The 19,312-nt window shown below is 31.9% G+C and carries 20 protein-coding genes and 1 tRNA gene; 16 read left to right on the plus strand and 5 right to left on the minus strand.

Annotated elements, in window-relative coordinates; genetic code table 11:
* The first annotated feature begins 86 nt into the window (after positions 1 to 86).
* The 3 genes from CACET_RS07055 to hutH all read left to right on the plus strand — a co-directional run bounded on the left by CACET_RS07055 (position 87) and on the right by hutH (position 7,540).
* On the plus strand, positions 87 to 5,483 hold the full coding sequence (locus CACET_RS07055; protein WP_044823676.1) for a diguanylate cyclase: 5,397 nt from the start codon (positions 87 to 89) through the stop codon (positions 5,481 to 5,483).
* Positions 5,484 to 5,547: 64 nt separating this feature from the next.
* The gene (locus CACET_RS07060; protein WP_044823677.1) at positions 5,548 to 5,790 is read left to right on the plus strand and encodes a YkuS family protein; all 243 of its coding nucleotides are present in this window, start codon (positions 5,548 to 5,550) and stop codon (positions 5,788 to 5,790) included.
* Positions 5,791 to 6,007: 217 nt separating this feature from the next.
* The gene (gene hutH / locus CACET_RS07065; RefSeq protein WP_479722658.1) at positions 6,008 to 7,540 is read left to right on the plus strand and encodes a histidine ammonia-lyase; all 1,533 of its coding nucleotides are present in this window, start codon (positions 6,008 to 6,010) and stop codon (positions 7,538 to 7,540) included.
* 29 nt (positions 7,541 to 7,569) lie between these two features.
* On the opposite strand, the gene CACET_RS07070 is transcribed toward hutH, so the two are convergent.
* Positions 7,570 to 7,854, minus strand: a complete 285-nt coding sequence (locus CACET_RS07070; RefSeq protein WP_044823679.1) for a hypothetical protein — start codon at positions 7,852 to 7,854, stop codon at positions 7,570 to 7,572.
* 189 nt (positions 7,855 to 8,043) lie between these two features.
* On the opposite strand from CACET_RS07070, the gene CACET_RS07075 reads away from it, so the two are divergent.
* The 6 genes from CACET_RS07075 (at position 8,044) to CACET_RS07095 (ending at position 12,838) form a co-directional block, all read left to right on the plus strand.
* Positions 8,044 to 8,880, plus strand: a complete 837-nt coding sequence (locus CACET_RS07075; protein ID WP_044823680.1) for a hypothetical protein — start codon at positions 8,044 to 8,046, stop codon at positions 8,878 to 8,880.
* A 71-nt stretch (positions 8,881 to 8,951) separates the two neighbouring features.
* Positions 8,952 to 9,122: a DUF896 domain-containing protein gene (locus CACET_RS19810; protein ID WP_082058112.1), complete on the plus strand. Its 171-nt coding sequence runs from the start codon at positions 8,952 to 8,954 to the stop codon at positions 9,120 to 9,122.
* Between the two features lie 178 nt (positions 9,123 to 9,300).
* The gene (locus CACET_RS07080) at positions 9,301 to 9,786 is read left to right on the plus strand and encodes a hypothetical protein (RefSeq protein WP_044823681.1); all 486 of its coding nucleotides are present in this window, start codon (positions 9,301 to 9,303) and stop codon (positions 9,784 to 9,786) included.
* Positions 9,787 to 10,019: 233 nt separating this feature from the next.
* Positions 10,020 to 11,165: a sensor histidine kinase gene (locus CACET_RS07085; RefSeq protein ID WP_044823682.1), complete on the plus strand. Its 1,146-nt coding sequence runs from the start codon at positions 10,020 to 10,022 to the stop codon at positions 11,163 to 11,165.
* Between the two features lie 32 nt (positions 11,166 to 11,197).
* The gene (locus CACET_RS07090) at positions 11,198 to 11,842 is read left to right on the plus strand and encodes a response regulator (protein WP_044823683.1); all 645 of its coding nucleotides are present in this window, start codon (positions 11,198 to 11,200) and stop codon (positions 11,840 to 11,842) included.
* A gap of 171 nt (positions 11,843 to 12,013) precedes the next feature.
* Complete coding sequence (locus CACET_RS07095) at positions 12,014 to 12,838, plus strand: DegV family protein (RefSeq protein WP_044823684.1); 825 nt, start codon at positions 12,014 to 12,016, stop codon at positions 12,836 to 12,838.
* 43 nt (positions 12,839 to 12,881) lie between these two features.
* On the opposite strand, the gene CACET_RS07100 is transcribed toward CACET_RS07095, so the two are convergent.
* Positions 12,882 to 13,781, minus strand: coding sequence for a selenium metabolism-associated LysR family transcriptional regulator (locus CACET_RS07100; protein WP_044823685.1), 900 nt, complete (start codon positions 13,779 to 13,781; stop codon positions 12,882 to 12,884).
* Positions 13,782 to 13,838: 57 nt separating this feature from the next.
* Positions 13,839 to 14,765, minus strand: coding sequence for a cation diffusion facilitator family transporter (locus tag CACET_RS07105; RefSeq protein WP_044823686.1), 927 nt, complete (start codon positions 14,763 to 14,765; stop codon positions 13,839 to 13,841).
* 142 nt (positions 14,766 to 14,907) lie between these two features.
* On the opposite strand from CACET_RS07105, the gene CACET_RS07110 reads away from it, so the two are divergent.
* Positions 14,908 to 15,357 carry a hypothetical protein gene (locus CACET_RS07110; protein WP_044823687.1) on the plus strand — a complete coding sequence of 150 codons (450 nt, stop codon included), beginning with the start codon at positions 14,908 to 14,910 and terminating at the stop codon, positions 15,355 to 15,357.
* A 52-nt stretch (positions 15,358 to 15,409) separates the two neighbouring features.
* Here the strand turns inward: CACET_RS07110 and CACET_RS20410 are convergent, their stop codons facing one another.
* Positions 15,410 to 15,565 (minus strand): hypothetical protein, encoded by a 156-nt coding sequence (locus CACET_RS20410; RefSeq protein WP_158385997.1) that lies wholly within the window; start codon positions 15,563 to 15,565, stop codon positions 15,410 to 15,412.
* Positions 15,566 to 15,767: 202 nt separating this feature from the next.
* Here CACET_RS20410 and CACET_RS07115 point away from each other — a divergent pair, with 202 nt between their 5' ends.
* The 3 genes from CACET_RS07115 (at position 15,768) to CACET_RS20420 (ending at position 17,390) form a co-directional block, all read left to right on the plus strand.
* A complete protein-coding gene (locus tag CACET_RS07115) occupies positions 15,768 to 15,974 on the plus strand; it encodes a hypothetical protein (RefSeq protein WP_044823688.1) in 207 nt (68 codons plus the stop codon).
* 910 nt (positions 15,975 to 16,884) lie between these two features.
* The gene (locus CACET_RS20415; RefSeq protein ID WP_158385999.1) at positions 16,885 to 17,133 is read left to right on the plus strand and encodes a site-specific integrase; all 249 of its coding nucleotides are present in this window, start codon (positions 16,885 to 16,887) and stop codon (positions 17,131 to 17,133) included.
* 2 nt (positions 17,134 to 17,135) lie between these two features.
* On the plus strand, positions 17,136 to 17,390 hold the full coding sequence (locus CACET_RS20420) for a hypothetical protein (protein WP_158386001.1): 255 nt from the start codon (positions 17,136 to 17,138) through the stop codon (positions 17,388 to 17,390).
* Positions 17,391 to 17,403: 13 nt separating this feature from the next.
* On the opposite strand, the gene CACET_RS07125 is transcribed toward CACET_RS20420, so the two are convergent.
* A tRNA-Leu gene (locus CACET_RS07125) sits at positions 17,404 to 17,490 on the minus strand.
* 164 nt (positions 17,491 to 17,654) lie between these two features.
* Between CACET_RS07125 and CACET_RS07130 the strand changes: the two genes are divergently transcribed.
* The 3 genes from CACET_RS07130 to CACET_RS21080 all read left to right on the plus strand — a co-directional run bounded on the left by CACET_RS07130 (position 17,655) and on the right by CACET_RS21080 (position 19,306).
* Positions 17,655 to 18,614, plus strand: a complete 960-nt coding sequence (locus tag CACET_RS07130) for a metal-dependent hydrolase (RefSeq protein ID WP_044823689.1) — start codon at positions 17,655 to 17,657, stop codon at positions 18,612 to 18,614.
* Positions 18,615 to 18,731: 117 nt separating this feature from the next.
* Complete coding sequence (locus CACET_RS21075; protein ID WP_278287094.1) at positions 18,732 to 19,070, plus strand: RNA polymerase sigma factor; 339 nt, start codon at positions 18,732 to 18,734, stop codon at positions 19,068 to 19,070.
* Entirely contained in the window at positions 19,067 to 19,306 is a 240-nt protein-coding gene (locus CACET_RS21080; RefSeq protein WP_278287095.1) for a sigma-70 family RNA polymerase sigma factor, read from the plus strand. Before CACET_RS21075 ends, CACET_RS21080 begins: the two co-directional genes overlap by 4 nt.
* Positions 19,307 to 19,312: the final 6 nt, after the last annotated feature.

Here is a 19,312-nt window from a genome sequence, read left to right on the forward strand (position 1 = left end):
CTCTTCAAGCTAAGAATGCAAAAGATTATTATATAATAATAAATTTATTTTAGGAAGAAAAAAATGTTTTTTGGGGATGGGATGCTATGGAGCTGATTAACAATAGATATAAAATTATAGAACCTTTAGAAAAAAGTCAAAAGCAGTATGTTGCAATAGACTTATTTAAAGGAGAACAAAAAATTTTACTATATATTATTGATGACAATAGGCTTAATAGGGGATTTATCAATTATTGTATAAACTATTTCCATGAAATTTCTTCTCTAACTCATCCTAATATTCTTTCAATCTATCATTTTGATATTATAGAAACGATTGATGATCAACCTACAAAAAAAGCAAAGTACTATTATACAACAGAGTATATTGATAGAGAAAAAAGCTTAAAAATGGAAGCGCCTTTTAGTCCAACCCAAATATTAGTACTATATCGACAACTTTCTAAGGGGATAGAGTTTTTGCATTTTCATGGAATCATTTATAAGTTTCTTAGTTTAGATACACTGTTTATACAAGAAGATCAGGAAGGTCTTACAATAAAGCTTTTAGACTTAATTACCATTAAAAGAAAAGAGATTGAAAAGAAGTATAGCGGGCTTTCTAGTGACTCCTTTATAGCTCCAGAGGTTATCTCCGACCTTACACTAGGAAACTATACGGATATTTATTCGCTAGGAAGAGTTTTGTGCTATTTTTATACATTAGAAATCATGAATTTTAATAAGTTGGTGCAAAATATTAATTGGTTTCATGGAAATTATGAAAAACGTTGGGAAGTAAACTTTTTTAAATTAATACAAAAAATGATTCGCACAGACCTGAATGACCGTCTTCATACGATTTATCAGGTAAATGAAGGAATTGTAAAGTTATATAACTTAGAAGAAAAATTAGAAAACCCAAAGCAATTAGAAAAATTAAATTTTAAAACCCCTATAATAGGAAGGGATAAAGAGTTAAAGCAAATACTTTCTATACATACTATGGTGAAGGATCATCAAGGGGAAAGCTATAAAAATTTGGTGTTAATTCATGGTGGTGGAGGGATAGGAAAAACCAGACTAGTAAAAGAGGTTCTTTATAGAGTAAAGTTAGGGAAATACAAGACCTTTAGTACCAATATTTTATCAGAAGATCAAGACTTTTATAATGTAGTATCAAAAATTATAAGGCAGATGTTAAGTTTAGCTCCTTCAAACACTATAGAAAAGTATTATATTGAACTGCTTAGATTGACGCCTGAAATCGGGATCAATAAGAAAATAGTTTATGACAAAGAACTATCAAAAGAAAAAGAAATATTAAGACTATATGATCGGGTCACTAATTTTATTATAGATGTATCTTTAAAACACCCTATCACTATTGCTTTCGATGATTTGCATTTAGCAGATGCAACGATTCTCAAGTTTATAGATTATTTCCATAGCATCAATATCATAAAAAAAGCTCCGGTGACAATGATTCTAACCTTCAACAAAGAAAGTCATGGTTATAAGGAGATAGAAGAATATATAAAAAAATGGATGAAGCGTCAGCATACCATAGATATCAAACTAGGAAGACTTACAGTTGAGGAAACAGCAAAACTAATAAAGCATATATTAGGCTGCAGCGAGGAGCCCTTGGATTTTGCTACGGAGATGATGAAGGATACAGAGGGAAATCCTGGTGCTATAGAAGAACTACTAGAGGAACTGTATGCTCAAAACTTATTAACTGTAGACTACTATAATGTGCATAAGGGATGTTTGTGGAGAGTTACGGAAGACGATTATTCAAAGATAAAGTTATCAACAAACTTTGATCAAGCACTTTTTAGACAAATAGATGGAATCAATTATCTACAGAAAAAAGTACTAGAAATTGTAGCTGTCTTTAAAACTTCTGTATCTTTAGAAATTATTACGAAGCTTCTAGGAGATAGTGAAAATTATACTACTTATATCGATCGATTAGTAGAATTGAAAATTTTAGATGAAAAGTTAGAGGATTGGGGCTATGCCTATAGTTTTCATAGTAAGCAGTTAAAGTACCATATATACTATAATATTGATAAAGAAGAGAAAAGAAAGTTACATATTCTTATAAGCGAAATATTAGAGAAGTTGTATAAAAAAGAAGACAGAGAAAATAAAGAGGAACTCATTTATCACTTACTACAGTCCAATCAACGGGATAAAGCAATACATTACTGTATAGAAGCTGGAGATGGCATGAGTCGGTTGCGTATCTATACAGAAGCATTGACTTTTTATGAAAATGCATATGCACTGCTAGAAGAAAATGACTCCAGAAAAGTAAAGATTTTAGTGAAACTAGGAAATACTTACCAAAAGCAGAGTAAAAGTGAAAAGGCTATTGACTATTATAAAGAAGCGGTTTGCTTGGCTGAAGCAGAAGGCGCTCATAAAACATTGATAGACATAAAAAATAAGATAGGATATATTTATTTGTTAAAGAATCAATTAGAGGAAGCTATCAAATGTTTACAAGAAAGTATAGAGATGGCAGGAAAGCACTACTATTTTAGTGGTTCATTGGAGGCAGGGTATTTTCTAAGCAGGGCATATATAAATATGCGAAGAATCAAAAGTGCAGAATTGCTTTGTAATGCACATCTAAATTTAGCTTATAGCTATAATAACTTGGAATATATAGGCTTATTTTTAAGTCAAAAGGGTGTTATTGAACATTTAAAAAGTGATGCGTTAAAAGCAATTGGCTTTTTTAAAGAAAGCATACGCTACTTTGAGCAGGATGGGAAAACCCAAGAAATCGCTGGAACATTAAACAATATAGGAAATGTTTTTGTAGAACATTTTCAAAATAGCGGGAATGCTAGGAAGTATTACGAAAGAGCACTAAAAATTGCTCAACAGTATAATGACTTTGAAATGATGATAAAAATCTATAATGGTATAGCTATTTCCTATATGTTAGAGGAAGAATATCAAAAAGCAATAGAATTATTAAATAAAAACGCTGCTTTCTGTATAAATTTTCCAGACCATGCCAATAGATTTCCTTTGTATATCTACTTTGCCCAGTGTTATCTGCATATTGCAGAATATAGTAAAGCCTATAGTTATTTACTAAAAGCAAAAGAAGAACTGAGATCCTATCCAGAGGAAATTTTATACTTTGAAATGTACTATGAGGTAGAGGCACAACTATATATGGTCATAGGGGCATATGAGGAAGCCTTAGATAGTACTACTGCTTTTTTTCAGAAGTTTGAGAGATCTCATCTCAAAAGACAGTTAAAAATGAAAATGATTAATTTTTTTTCTTCTTATTATCTTAATCAAGAAGTTAATGATGAAGTATTGCTTGATCTAATAGAAGCGTATAAGCAAACTTTTTATATAAAAGACATAAAAGAGCTTTTGTTTTACTCCTCCTTATACTACTTCAATAAAAAAGATCTTGCTAAAGCACGAAAACTACAGCAAAAAGAGGATGAGCTGAAGACAGTTATTCATATGCAACACTCTTTTTTAAAGGATACCTACATAAAAGCACTATTAACAGAGTGTCCGAAAGAAAAAATAAAACTTTTAGAGAATATAGTGCTTAAAAAATCTTTAGATGATTGTAAGGAGTTAAAATGGAGGTTTTATAGTGAATTAGGAAGAGCTTATTATGTGTTGAAGGACTACTATTACGCTGTATACTACTATTTAAAGGCGTTATATACCATAAAGACGATATTTTTGAAGGTGCCAGAGGAACTTAAAGAAAAATATTTATTAGATGAAGAAAAGTATGGTATAAAAAGAAAGTTAGCTATTATAGAAGCCTCTATAAAAAAACAATCTAAGCCTGATTTAAAGAATGATAAAATTGACATGGAAAGTTACTTTAAAATAGGTCATCTACAGGAACTATTTAAAAATCCCGATTTTTATAGGTATGCCGCGGAAGAATATGAAAAAAACTTTCCAGTAGGTATTGATAATATAGAAGAATTATTAAGTCAACTTGTATATCATACAAAACAAAATTTAGATTTATTGTTGAAATTAGCGGCAAAAAAAGTATTAGCTAAAAAGGCGATGTTGATTAGTGCGTATAATCAGCAAGAAGAAGTTGTAAGTTTTGGAGAAAAAGTTGATATAGAGAAAGTAGCTCATATCTTTGAAAGTGTTTCTAAAAAACAAGATGGATTATTTATTGATAATATTAAAAACTTTATAGAAAATGATAAGGAATTTCTTCACTACGAGAGAAAAACATTTATTTGTTTGCCTATCTTTCAGAAGGGAGAGCAAAATAAAAGAGTAGAAAATGATTTAAGAGAAGAAAAAGTAAAAAAAATATTAGGTTACTTATATATGGAAACCGATGAAGTATTTCACAACTTTACTTTAGAAGGGTACAAGACTTGTGAAAAACTCTTACCCTTGGCTTCAATTTTATTAGACAATTATTATTTAAAAATCTCTTCTTTTGTGGATAAGTTGACTGGAGTATATACTAGAAAGTATTTCGAGCATATGTTGCTAGAAGAGATGGAGAAGGTAAAGAATCAAGGAGGTACTTTTTCTATCATCATGTGCGACATCGATCATTTTAAAAAAATAAATGATACCTATGGTCACCAACGAGGAGACTTCATACTAACAAAGGTAGGAAAAGTGCTTATAGAAAATGTCCGTAAAACAGATCTGGTGGGGAGGTATGGAGGAGAAGAATTTATCATAATGCTACCAGATACTACAAAAAAACAAGCCTATAAAGTAGCGGAAAAGATAAGAAAAGAAATTGAAGTATTAGAGATACTGGAGAATAAGGATAAGATTACTTTAAGTTTTGGTATTGCTTCTTATATGGAGGAAGGTTTGAACAAAGAAGATATTATTGAAAAGGCTGATCAAGCTTTATATGCTGCTAAAGAAAAAGGACGTAATCAAACAGTAATTTGGGAAGTAGGCATAGGATTTATAGACAAAAGAATTGACAAGCTAGCCGGGATTGTTAAGGGGAATATTGTAGAAGATCAGCGAAATGTTTTGGTGCTTATGGAGGCAATAGAGTTAATAGGAAGTACTGAAGAAAATACAAGTAAAATATCTACTTTATTGGGAAGGTTGATAGAAACACTAGAAGCAGAGGAAGGTATTTTATTTAAGGTGAAAAAATCAAAAATAACAGGGTGTTTTGGTAGAAGGCGCTTTAACAGTGGATGGGTAGATGATATTAGTTATAATAAAGATTTAATAAAGAAAGTACTGTCTACGGGAAAAGGAGAATATCTGATTGATTGGCAGGACATAAAAACTACCAATGCCTTAACGGGGACGCCAAATTGGAAGTCCATTATTATAACACCTACTTTATTTTGCGGAGAAATAACTGGTATCTTGTATCTTTCGGTACCCTTGATGGAGAAGGAGTTTGATTTTCAACTTTATAACCTTGCAAAAGCAGCTAGTAGTATCATTGCACCTATACTAAATAGCATAGATATAGAATAATATCTTTTATAAACTCAAATAATAACAATGATGTTATTGAATTTTTAGGAGGTATCTATAAAAAATGAAGAAAAAAATTGCTGTTGAAGATGGGTTAGCGGATGTGAGGAATTATTTACAGGAAAAAGGTTATGAAGTCGAAGGTTTAAAAAATGATAATCTAAACAACTATGATGCAATTATTGTAACTGGTCAGGATAGCAATGTGTTAGGCATGGAAAATGCCGTGACAAAGTCTCCAATCATTTCAGCAAGGGGCCAGTCAGCAGAAGAAATATATCAGCAACTTCAAAATAGAATAAAATAAAACTAAAAACCCTGTAGAATTACAGGGTTTTTTGATAGCATAGAAAGAACATATTGTTTATATAATCAAGTACAACTGCATAACTTTAGCGAATTAAAAAGTTAGACTGCTAAATAAATTGGAAGAGTTGCAAAAAAATTGTAAAAAAAGTATAATATAAGTAGAATAAATCTTTTTTATAAGCATCATTATATTTATATAATTCTAGCATAAAGGAGTGAGTAGATTGGCTACAGTTTTGATTGATGGAAACAGTTTAACACTAGAAGCTATTGTTGAGGTGGCAAGAAACTATTATGAAGTAGATTTAACACCCATGGCAATTGAAAAAATAAATAAAACAAGAGGACTAGTAGATCATTTTGTAGAAAGTGAAAAAATTGTATATGGTATCACTACAGGCTTTGGAAAGTTTAGTGATGTTGCTATTTCTAAAGATGAAACAGCAGAACTTCAGAGAAACTTAATTATTAGTCATGCTTGCGGTGTAGGAAAACCTTTAGAAGAAGAAATCGTTAGGGGGATCATGCTATTAAGAGCCAATGCTTTAGCTAAAGGTCATTCTGGAATTCGCTTAAGCACCATAAAAACTCTGATAGAAATGTTAAACAAAAGAGTACACCCTATTATCCCTGAAAAAGGGTCTTTAGGAGCTAGCGGAGACTTAACTCCTCTATCTCATATGGTATTAGTAATGATTGGAGAAGGGGAAGCACTATATAATGGAAAGAAAATGACCGGGAAAGAGGCCATGGAGGCAGCCGGTATACCAACGATTCAGCTAACCTCCAAAGAAGGATTAGCCCTTATCAATGGAACGCAGGTAATGACGGCAATAGGTGCTTTAACCATATATGATTGTAAACAATTATTAAAACTTGCAGATATTGCAGCAGCCCTTACTGTGGAAGCACAAAGAGGAATTGTTGACGCTTATGACTGGAAGCTTCATCATGTAAGACCTCATTTAGGACAACAGCAAACTGCGAAAAATTTATTGAGTTTATTACAAGGTAGTACCTATACCACAAGACAAGGAGAAATAAGGGTACAAGATGCCTATACTTTAAGGTGTATTCCTCAGATTCATGGAGCTAGTAGAGATGCCTTTGCCTATGTAGAGTCAAAAGTCAACATAGAAATCAACGCTGCTACAGATAATCCATTAATTTTCCCTGATGAAGAGGAAGTAATATCTGGAGGAAATTTTCATGGTCAACCAATGGCACTACCTTTTGATTTTCTAGGCATAGCTATTGCAGAACTTGCTAATGTTTCTGAAAGGAGAATAGAAAGGTTAGTAAACCCTCAATTAAGTGGATTGCCAGCCTTTTTAACAGCAAAAGGAGGGCTGCATTCAGGTTTTATGATTGTTCAATATGCAGCAGCAGCTTTGGTGTCTGAAAACAAAGTATTAGCACATCCTGCCAGCGTAGATTCTATCCCATCTTCTGCAAATCAAGAGGATCATGTTTCTATGGGAACCATTGCTGCAAGAAAAGCCAGAGAGATCTACCATAACACTGTAAATGTTTTAGCTGTTGAGTTGATGGCAGCAGCTCAAGGGATAGATTTTTATAAAGACTTTACACTTGGAAAAGGAACTAGAGAAGCCTACGAATTGATAAGAAAGAATATATCTACGCTTCAAGAGGATCGAGTGATGTATGTGGATATTAATAAAAGTGCAGAACTAATAACAAGTCATCAAATTGTTGAAGCAGTTGAAAAACATGTAGAATTATACTAAAAAAAATGAGAGGACATTCCTCTCATTTTTTAGTATTGATCCAAAATTTCTAAAATCTTATCTAGTTTAGCCTTCTGCTCTTCATCTAAAAAAGGCAGCATTTGGTCAATGATTTCTTGTTGATTAGGAATGATGTCCTTAAGTCGCCCTAGCTCTCTTAGTATTTCTTCTTCAGATTTTTGACTATATTGATTAAAAATGTTAAGTGCTTTTTGATAATCTTCTTCAGAAATCATATTTTTAACTTCCTCGAGCTTTGAATAGTCTCCTTTTTTAGCAGCTTCAAGAAGCTCATTTAATTTTTTTTGATCCATTATTCTCCCTCCTGATTTTTATGGATTGACTTTGCCATACCAATTTTTCTATCTATATAAACTATGCATATAAGACTGTTTTTGCCACTAATATCATAGGAATTTTATTAAAACCGTTTAAAATCTTAATAATTTTATAAGCAGTGAATATATATTAATATTAGAATGAATATAATGAGGAGGTAGAGGATGGAAAAGTCGAATAATAGGGAGAAGATAAATCTTACACTAAGTGAAGGACATATAAAACTTTTAGGTCTGATGTTTTTATTTTTTTTATTAACTTCTACAAAAAAAGCTACCAACAAATTTAGCTTGACGGAACTGAATGATATAGAATTAGAAAAAAAGTGTAGACTACTTAATAGAATTAAAGGGTATATGAATAAAGAAGAACAGTATATTGTTCATAGGGCAGAAGTGATCTTGCAAATTCTTAGCAAAGTAAAACTATTAACGGAGTCACCACAGTTACATAGCGCCGAAGTAGCATACCACTCCCTAAGCCTGGAGGAAAGAAAGAGAAATATGCTACTGGACCTAAGTAAGCATATGCAGGGAGATCACAGAGAAATCATTCATACAGTGATTGATTTGGATATGAAAACAAGAAATATCGAAAAAAAATTACGGGAGTTAGGTGAGCTTAGCCAGAGTGGTATGAACCTTCAAAGTGTCGAAAAGTTTATAGATATAGTAGAGCCTTTATTGGAAGGAGAAATGAAGGATAAAACAAAGGATATTAAAAAGATTACTAGTGTTTTTAAGGTGATAAAATCTTTGGATGAAAAGGGCACTTTAAACGAAGAAGATCTGATTCATGTGATTTCTCCTTATATAGAACCACAGCAGAGAGATTCTTTAATGAAAATGATGCAAATTGCTAAAGCGGTTAGCGGTAGTTTGAATAATCCTCCTTCTAATGAAAAAGCAGCTTCTTCCCCAGAGGAAGAGAAAAAATTAGAAGGTTCTCTTTCAGAGGAAGAAGATTCCAAGGAAGAAGAAAATAAAGTAATAGATAGCTAATAGGCTTTAAAGAATAAAGAATTTGTGATATATTGTTACTAGCGAAAAATTGTTAAGGAGCTGTTTTATTCATGTTATCAAAAGAAAAAATCCAAAGAATTAATGAATTAGCGAAACTTTCGAAGGCAAGAGGCCTTAGTTTAGAGGAAAAAAAGGAACAAGATGATTTAAGAAAAGAATATATAGAAGTTTTTAGAAAATCCTTTAGGAAACAATTGGATTCTATAGAAATCGTAGATTGAAATTTAGTGTCTCTTCAACAACAAGCTACAACATATTGTAGAATGTAGGATGGATAAAAAAAAATGACACTAAATGTTGAACGTTTTTTAGTGACTTGTACCAAAATAAACTAAATTTTTTAATCCTCCTTCTTTATAATGAGTATTAATTATTGAACAAAAGAAGGGGGATTCAATTGTGAAAAAAATAGTAGTACTTTTTTTCTTTGTTGTTTTATTAATAGGACATGAAAACTTTATCTTTGCTTCCTATGAAAGTCAAGAGGTATCAGAAGAGGAAATACAACAACATTTACAAGAAATTTTTGATGAAAGAATTGATGTATGGAATGATTTTATGGTAGGGAAGTATTCTTCACTGGAGGCTATACGGAGAGACTTAGAAGACTATACTACGGAGCCTTTGCTGGCCATCGATATCAGTACTTATGAAAGCATTATGAATCATCCTAGTTCCTATGAAATTATTAAAGAAGTAAATGTGATGCATTGTGAAACGATCAAAGCCAATGGAACTAAAGGAACTTATCTAGTAAGGATTTTTTGGGGGATACAAAGCTATGATGAATTTACTTATGAGGAAGTAGAATATATAGTGGAGATGCTTCATATTAAAAACAAATGGATGCTGAGTGATTATCAATTAAATATAGAACCATTATAGGAGAGAAATCTCCTTTTTTTTATGGAGAAATTGCTACCACTATAAAAATTATTACGGCAGAATAATCTGTGCAAACATACAAATATTTTCATTTATGGAAGAAGGTATTTTTTTAAGAGTAAATAATTTCCTGGCAACTATAAAATAATTGTATTACTTAAAAAAAGGAATTATGTCACACTTTGTAGAAATAGTTATAGCTAGAAAGGTTTTTATGAGAGGAAGAACGTAATATGAACAATCACATACTAGGCATAACCAAGATGAATGAGATTTTTACTAAAATATTAATGTCAATAGAAGAAAGTAAATCGGAGATTTTTGATGTTGCTGAAAATATCAGAAGAGAATGTAGTGAGTTTGAGAAACAATTAGTAGACATCCAAGAAAATATACGTCAACTTATCAAAGAAGTAGACGAACTACAAGGATTAGAGAAACAAAGCAGAAGAGAACTTTTAAAAGTAAGCAAGAACTTTAAAGAACATAGAGAAGAAGATATACGTCAAGCCTATGAAAAAGCCAATACGCTGCAAATACAGCTAATAATAAAAAGACAACAAGAAAGTGAATTTATAAAAAAAAGAACTGAGATAGAAATAAGGCTAAAAAATACAAAAAAGACATTGGAAAAAGCAGAAGGGCTTACATCAAAGATTGGGGTTGTTCAGGACTTCTTACAAGGAAACCTGCAGGATATCAATAATACCCTAGAAGATATAAAACAAAAACATGTTTTAGGACGAAAAATTATTCATACTCAGGAAGAAGAACGTAGAAGAGTAGCACGAGATATTCATGATGGTCCTGCTCAATCTTTAGCAAATTTAGTCATTAAGGCAGAAGTGTGTGAGAAATTGTTAGAGGTAGATGTGGAGAGAAGTAAAGAAGAGCTACAAGATCTAAAAAAATGTATTAGAGAAAGTATTAAAGACATTCGAAAGATTATTTATAATTTGCAACCTATGTCTATAGACGATGTGGGTTTTATACCAACGATCCAACGATATATAGAAAAATATCAGAGTGAAACCAATATTGTAGTAGAATTTATTATATTATCTGATTTTAGCCTAGATGATTCGACTAAAAGTTTATGTCTATTTCGGATTGTACAAGAAGCTTTGAATAATGTAAGAAAGCACGCAAAAGCTACCAATATAAAAATTTATATTGAAATGAAGCAAGAAGAGATATTTTTAAATATCTTAGACAATGGAATTGGCTTTGACACTGAACAAATAAAACTTAGGCAAGAAGAAGAAAGTGGGTTCGGGTTACTTAGTATTCAAGAAAGAGTGGGTTTGCTAAGTGGTAATGTGGATATTAAGAGTGAACTTAATAAAGGTACAAAAATTTCGATAACAATACCGATATAAGATTAAACAAAGGATGGAAGTGAGGAATATATATGGATAAGATTAGAATATTATTAGTAGATGATCACTCGTTAGTAAGACAAGGATTAAAACAAATATTAGAATTAGAAAGTGATCTACAAGTAGTGGGGCAGGCAGGCGATGGGGAAGAAGCTATATTGAAAGTGCAGCAATTAAAGCCGGATGTGACTTTATTAGATATAAATATGCCTAAATTAAATGGAATACATACATTAAGGCGGCTGAAGGATATGGACAGCACAACAAAAGTGATTATGTTAACTTTTCATGAAGATAGAGAATACATTTGTGAGACAATTAATCTAGGTGCTAATGGTTATGTATTAAAGGATGCAGAAGGAGATAGCTTAATAAAGGCTATTAGGGATGTACACAGTGGTGTGGCTTATATACATCCTAGTATAGCAACGGATTTAGTAAGAGAGTTTAGTAATAGAACGATCAAAGAAGGGGAAGAAACAAAGTTAACTAGGAGGGAATATGAGGTATTAACCTTGATTGCTGATGGATTAAACAACAAGGAGATTGCCTGTAATCTTTTTATAAGTGAAAAGACAGTAAAAAATCATGTTTCAAACATATTTAAGAAAATTGATGTAAATGATCGAACTCAAGCTGCAATTTATGCATATAAACACAATATAAAGAAAATATAAATATCATAGGCGTTAACCTAACACAGTTATTACCAAAATTCTCTCGAACTGTCATCCTGAGCGTAGCGAAGGATCTTGGGATAACGAAGAATGACAAATTATGGTTTGAGTTAACGCTAATGATATAAATATAAAAGTAGGTATGAATAAAAATAATGGAGGTAAAGTTTTATGAAAATTATAACTGATAGTTCCTGTGATTTGCCTCAGGAGTTGTTGAAGGAGCATGGCATTTTAGTAGTACCTTTAGGTATAGAAATTGATGGCAATGATTATATTGATTGTATTGACTTAAGTCACCATGATTTCTATAAAAAAATGGCAGCCTCCAATAATATTCCAAAGACTTCTCAGCCGTCACCTCAAAGGTTCATAGATGCCTTTAAAGAAGGGCTACAAAAATATGGTGAAGTCCTTAGTATTCATCTATCCTCTAAATTAAGTGGTACATATAGCACTGCGATGATGGCTAAGGATATGGTAAATGAAAAAATTGAAGTTTTTGATTCTTTGAGTGGGTCGTTAGGTCTAGGTCTACAGGTGTTAAAGGCTTCTCAATTAGCCAAAGAGGGGTTCAGTGTAGAAAAAATCATGGAGAAACTAAAAGAGTATAGGGAAGAAATGAAGGTGATTGTTTACCTAGAAACTTTAGAAAATGCAGTTAAAGGAGGCAGAGTAACAAAAACAAAGGAAATTGTTGCTAACCTGCTGAATCTAAAACCAATTGTACATGTAGAAGAAGGCTACGTAAGAATATTAAAAACAGTACGTGGAAAGAAGAAGGCTATGAGAACAATGCTTGATATGATGGAAGAAAAAAATATAAGCTTTAAGGATCGTATCATAGGTATTACACATTGTGATTGCTTAGAGGAGGCTTTGAAATTAAAAGAAGAAATTATCGAGAAGTTTAACCCAGCTGAAGTCATGGTTACTACGATGGGTCCAGTAATTGGTAGCCATTCAGGGTTAGGTGGTCTTTTAGTTTGCTTCTAATGAAGAAAAGTGCTTTCGACTTACTCTGAAGGCACTTTTCTATTTATATTTTAAAATAATCCCACACAAATTTTTGAAAGACCGTTTCTAAAGGAGAAGGGGAGCGGTATTTATGACAAACTAAATAAAAACTCCGATCTAGATTTACATCCTTAATTTTAAAGGTCTTTAGTAGATTATGCTTCACTTCATTTTCAATAGCATATTTAGACAAAAAAGATATGCCCAGTCCTTTTCTTATACATTGTTTAATAGCTTCAGTATTTTCAATGTAAGCAATAATCTTTAAATCATTTGCATTTATTTTGTGCTTTTTTAAAGTAGATTCTAATAATGTCCTTGTGCCAGAACCTCGCTCACGAAAGATAAAATTTTCTTGTAATATATCTTTGAGGTTGACCTCTGTTTCAAAAGACCCATAGGGTTCACTAAAGGGAGTAACTAACACAATTTCATCGGTAAGTAGTTCTAAATACTTAAGCTGACTATGGCTTATTTTTGCTCCTACTACACCAAAGTCTACTTCTCCTTGTAGAATCCCTTCTACCACTTGTTTTGAATCATAATGAGACATATTGAAGGTAACATCAGGATAAAACTTACTGAACTCACAAATGATATCAGGGAGAATATACTGTTCGGGTATAGTGCTGCAGGCTATTTCAATATTACCTGTAATTTTTCCTTTGAATTCCTCCAGTTTAAACTTGGCATTTTCCTTTAAATTAATAATATTGACAGCATACTCATACAAAACTTCTCCTGCCTTCGTAAGAGAAATTTTTTTGTTGGTTCTATTAATGAGGGTAGTATTTAATTCCTTTTCTAGATTAATAATATGGCTGCTGATGGTGGGCTGTGTTAAGTATAAATAATCTGCAGCTTTTGAAAAGCTTTTGAGCTTTGCAATAATTACAAAAGACTCAAGTTGTTTAAGGTCCATAAGAAGTCCTCCTTACTATTTTACATAGTCCAATAGTAACATGGTAAAACAAAAAATTCAATCTTGGGATTTATATTTCATATTACATTCTTCACAATTCTCTAATTCTATTTTTCTACAAGGGTTAACATGAATAAGTACATCCTGAATATCATAGTTACTTTTCATAAGATTTTCCTTCGCTCTAGCAGCAGCTCCGTGGCCTTCTTCTACAGTAATATTAGGATTAACGCAAACCTTCATATCTACAATAAGTTTTGAGCCATACTGTCGTACCCTAATATCCTGCACCTCTTTAATGCCTTTAGCCTGAAAAGCAGCTTCTCTAATTTGCTCTAGCACTTCTTTTGAAGGTGCTGTATCCATCAAGGTAAGAATAGCCTGTTTATAAATAGAAATCCCTGTTTTTAGTATAAGGATAGATACAAAAATCCCTGCTAAAGGGTCCATTACTGTATAGCCAAAACGGGCTCCTGTTATCCCTATTAAAGCAGCTATAGAGGAAAAAGCATCGCTTCTATTATGCCAAGCATCAGCTATAACAGCGGGGCTATTAATCTTTCTACCTATTTTTACTGTATATCGATACAAAGCTTCTTTAGATATAATAGAAACAAGAGCAATATAAATAGCCATGGAATCAGGAGGGGTAATGCCAGGGTCCTGTAAGACTTTTAAAGCTTCGTAGCCAATACCTACAGCTGTAAGAATTAAAATAATAGCCAAAATTTTAGATGTAATTGTTTCTGCTCTGTGATGACCATAAGGATGGGATGCATCAGGGGGTTTATGGGCAATCTTTAAACCTTGTAATAAAATAATTGTACCAAATAAATCTGACGCAGAGTGAAAGGCATCTGCTACTAAAGCAGTACTTCCAGCTAAGACTCCAATAAATGCCTTAATGACAGTTAAAAAAATATTTATCACTAAACTAATGATAGAGACCCTTTTGGCTTCCTGATATCTTGCTTGATCCTGCATAAAAGCACCTTCCTTCTTAAAGTTCTTTAAAATAACTACAATACATATTATCTGAATACAATTGCAACTATATGCAAATACTTTTACTATATAAATATGCGTCTAGGCGTATATCCATAAACAAATGGTAGGAGGCAATATAATGGCTCGTATTATTAGCTTGAATGATTATAAAATTACAAAACAAAGACAGCTTATCACTAATATTTACTACTTTTTTAATGAAAGCTTAGATAATCAATTAGATAATGTCTTGGTACAGTTTGAAGAGGAATTTATTGACCTATGCAACAGATATGATTTTCATCATGAAAATGTTGACTACTTTAAGTTACCCATTATTACTTTTATTGTAACAGTATTTATAAAAAATAGTGAAGTATGTGAACATTTTTCTGAAGGATTGGTACTAGATAATGAAGAAAATAAATATTTATTTAAAAATACCCTTATAAAAGTATTGGAAATCTTTGAAGATAATTATTTAAACAGCCCGAATAAGCTTTTTGTAGAAAAAGAAATAGAAAATATTATTGAAGAAGGATTACAAAGCTTATTGAAGATTATGCCAGAAAATATTTACTTAGTATAGAAAAAGACTTCTAGTAAGGTGAACTAGAAGTCTTTTTCTGGGACAGGGAAAATTATTTTAGAATCTCTATAGATTTATGGGAATAACTTTTGACAGTTTGAAGTTCTTTAAACTCTTTATGATTAAAACTTAATTCCTTTAGGAATAGCAGCAGATCACCAGACTTACCTATAAAACAAATCCTTTTTTCACTTGTTAATTTAATCATACCATTCCCTCCTTAGAATAAGTTATTTTTAATATCTATACCCACTTTTATTTTAAAGAAAACCGTAAAAGAAAAAAGATATAACTTATGAAAAATTAGAATGTTATGGATGTCTATTAACTTCACCTTAAATTACCTCGTATTTAAGAAAGTTTTGTACAGAAAATAATAAGGATAAATTACTTGAAAGAGGTGAGCTATTTTGACTACAAGAAAAAGATTAGACCCTAACGCACTAAAAGCTATAGAAGATTTTAAGCAAGAAATGAGCACTGAAATAGCAACACGTGACTATGATTATATAGACGATGAATTTATGTATGTAGACGGTGGTGACCTTATACCTAGAGAAATCATTGAAGAGGCAGAAAGACAGATGGCTAATGAAAAGCAAGAAAAGCTGGATTAATTTCCGGCTTTTTTGCTTCTCTTGATTTAGGTATTCATAGAATAGAGATCCTGTATTCCTTCACATCAAAATCCTTTAAAATGCCTAGTACTATTAAAAGGAATATAATGACTAATGGTGATTATTGCAGAATTTTATTAATAGGAATACTTTAAAGCTTATCATTTAAGATGAAAACTATAAATATCATATAAAATCTTATCATAAATGATATTTTTAAGTTACAATAAAACTTTTACAACTTAGTGTGAGATAGCGGAGTCATGGGGACGATTCCTCTGGCACGTATGTTTTTATGTGTTATAATAAATACATCCTTCCAAGGAGGGAGGTGAATATGATTGGCACGCATAACAAAAGAAAAAGCAGAGTACATAGCAATGGTGATAACAGCAGTTGCAGCTTTAATTACAGCTATAGCTACTCTAGTTGCTGCAGTAAGATAAGTAGCACGAAAAAAGCAGGTGTCGCCACACCTGCTTTTTTCATTTAGTGAATATAATTGGCTCGCTTTACAATTATACTGTCTTATTTATAATATACCATAACTACTAAGAAGTATTCAACATATGTAGAAAAAATTTTGACGTACATAAAATTTTGATACTTTCTCAGGTACAGGCGGTTTCTTTCTTAATGGAGCGATATCTTAGTCCGAGTTAACCCATACTAAATCAAAGGTGGTTTATATCCATTCAACATCGAACCTATGATCAATGTAATCTAGGCCCTATGTGTTAGGATAGTTGTCGCATATAAAAAATATAAAACCTTAAAAAATTACCATTGAAAAAACTATAAAATAGAGATTTGGCGAAGCGAACTATTTACATGAAGGAGCCTGCATGGGAAAATTGCGAGACTGGAAGAAGATCGTACAAAAAACAAGTCTAGTTATAGAATCCTTCCTTTGGTTTCTCAATTTGAAGATCTTCTATTAAGATTGAAGGAGGAGCAAGAGTACAACAAAGAGATTTGTGGCAATTCCTACAATAGGGAGTTTATGGAATATATCTATGTTGATCCTATGGGGAACAGGATTAAGCCAGGATATATAACACAGCATTTTGCATTAGTCCTAAAAAAACATGAGCTGAGAAAAATTAGGTTTCATGATCTACGTCATGTTGTGCAACACTGCTTCTTACAAATGGAGTAAAAATGAAGGCCATACAAGAATGGTTAGGACATAGTGATTTTTTCACGACAGCTAATATTTACGCTCATCTAGACTATAGTGAAAAGGTTGAGTCTACAAATCTTATGAGTAATATCCTTAAAATACCAAAAAAATCAGGAAGAACTGAGAGAGAACTGGAAGAGAATTATAGCCTAAAAATCTTGTGCGTCTATACGAGAATTAATTTTCAGCAAAATAAAAAATCCTTTAAAATCCGCATTATTACGGCTTTTTAAAGGACTTATCTTTTGGTGCCGTGGAAGGGAATCGAACCCCCACGATGTTGCCATCGGCAGATTTTGAGTCTGCTGCGTCTGCCAGTTCCGCCACCACGGCATATCAAGCTACAAGAAATATAATAACACAGGCAAAAAATAATGTCAACAAAAAAATAATAGAAAAATATACAACTATAAATATCACAAAACCTTTGATATAATAAAAACACTGTAAACCAACAGAAGTCGTTTAAGTGAATATAAACTAAAGGGGGAATAAGCATGGATCCAATATCTCATGGTGTCATTGGTTTAGCACTATATAGTCTGCAAAATTCACCTACTATCACCAGTGCTGCCTGTGTAGGTGCTGTAATTGGTAGTATTTCCCCAGATATAGATATTATAACAAGAGTTAAAGGAGATTATGTGTTTTTAAACCATCATCGTGTAGAAACCCATTCTATTCCCGGAGTTGTAATATTATCAGGAATGATTACCATATTACTATCTTTTTTTTATTCTTCATTTTCATTTTATGAAGTTTTTTTATGGACATTTATAGGGGGGATATCCCACTCCTTCATGGACTATCTTAATTCCTATGGGGTATCTTTATTATATCCCTTCACTAGAAAAAAATATTCATTAAATCTGTTAATGATTTATGATCCAGTCATAATTCTTTTATCCCTATATAGTATATTTTTCATGCCAAGGACAGCAGTACAGTATTTTAGCATGGGAATGATTACATTTTTCTATCTAGCATGCCGATATTTAGACAGAAGTAGACTAAGAAAAAAGCTGGTGAGACGTTTTAACAACCAATATAAGATAAAAAACATAAATGTTTTTCCTTCAGACTTTAATCTTCTGAAATGGGATTATATTGTAGATACGGATAGCCACTATATTGTAGGGGAAATTAATAGCATTACCAGTAGAAATAGTATTATCAAAAAACTGAGAAAAGTAGTATCACCTATAATCGACCGATCGCTAAAACATCAATTAGGAATTTATTTTAAAGAGTTTACACCTGTTTTTCATGTAGATTTAATTAAAGAAAAAGAGAAGCTTATTGTAAAAATGACGGATTTAAGATATCGAATAAAAAATGAATTTAAACATCACGCAAGTTTTTACTATAGTCTGGATGAGAATCTATTGAAAAGCGTTTTTCATCCCTTTAGTGAAAGCAATGCTATAGAAATAGATTGTAAAAAAATCAGTGGATAGCCGCTGTTTTTTTTATGTTAAAATAGAGGAATAGGATCTTAACAGATAAGGAACAAAAGAAAATTTTATGCGTCTAATAATTTAGAAGAGAAAGAGAAGGGGAAGGGAGTGAGTTAGTTGCAACATCAAGAAGATGTTTTAATAGAAAAGGCTAGACGAGGAGATATCGAGAGCTTTGAGTTGTTAATTGAAGCTTATCAGAAAAAAGCCTTTAATATAGCTTATCGTATACTGGGGAACTTGGAAGATGCAAATGATGTGACCCAGGAAGCCTTAGTAAAAGTCTATCGATCGATTCACAATTTTAAAGGCAACAGTAGTTTTTCTACATGGCTTTATTCTATTGTAAATAATGTTTGTATAGATTTTATAAGAAAAATAAAAAAGCAAAGCTTCTTTATATTGATGGCCAACAAGAACAAGGAGCTTATACAAAAGAACTACCAGATGAAATGAATACTCCGGAGTGTTTATTTGAAAAAAATGAAGTAAAAAGAATGGTACATGACGCAATTAATCAATTGAACTATGAGCAAAGAACAATTATTGTTTTAAGAGATATTCAAGGTTTTAGTTATCAACAAATAGCTGAAATGCTTGAAATTTCTGTAGGTACGGTGAAGTCCCGCATCAATCGTGGGAGGAATCATCTAAAACTATTAATCAGTGAAGGAATGAAAGTGACTTCTTGAAAGGAG

Origin of the sequence: Clostridium aceticum (assembly GCF_001042715.1) — a bacterium.
GTDB classification, from domain to species: Bacteria; Bacillota; Clostridia; order Peptostreptococcales; family Natronincolaceae; genus Andreesenella; species Andreesenella acetica.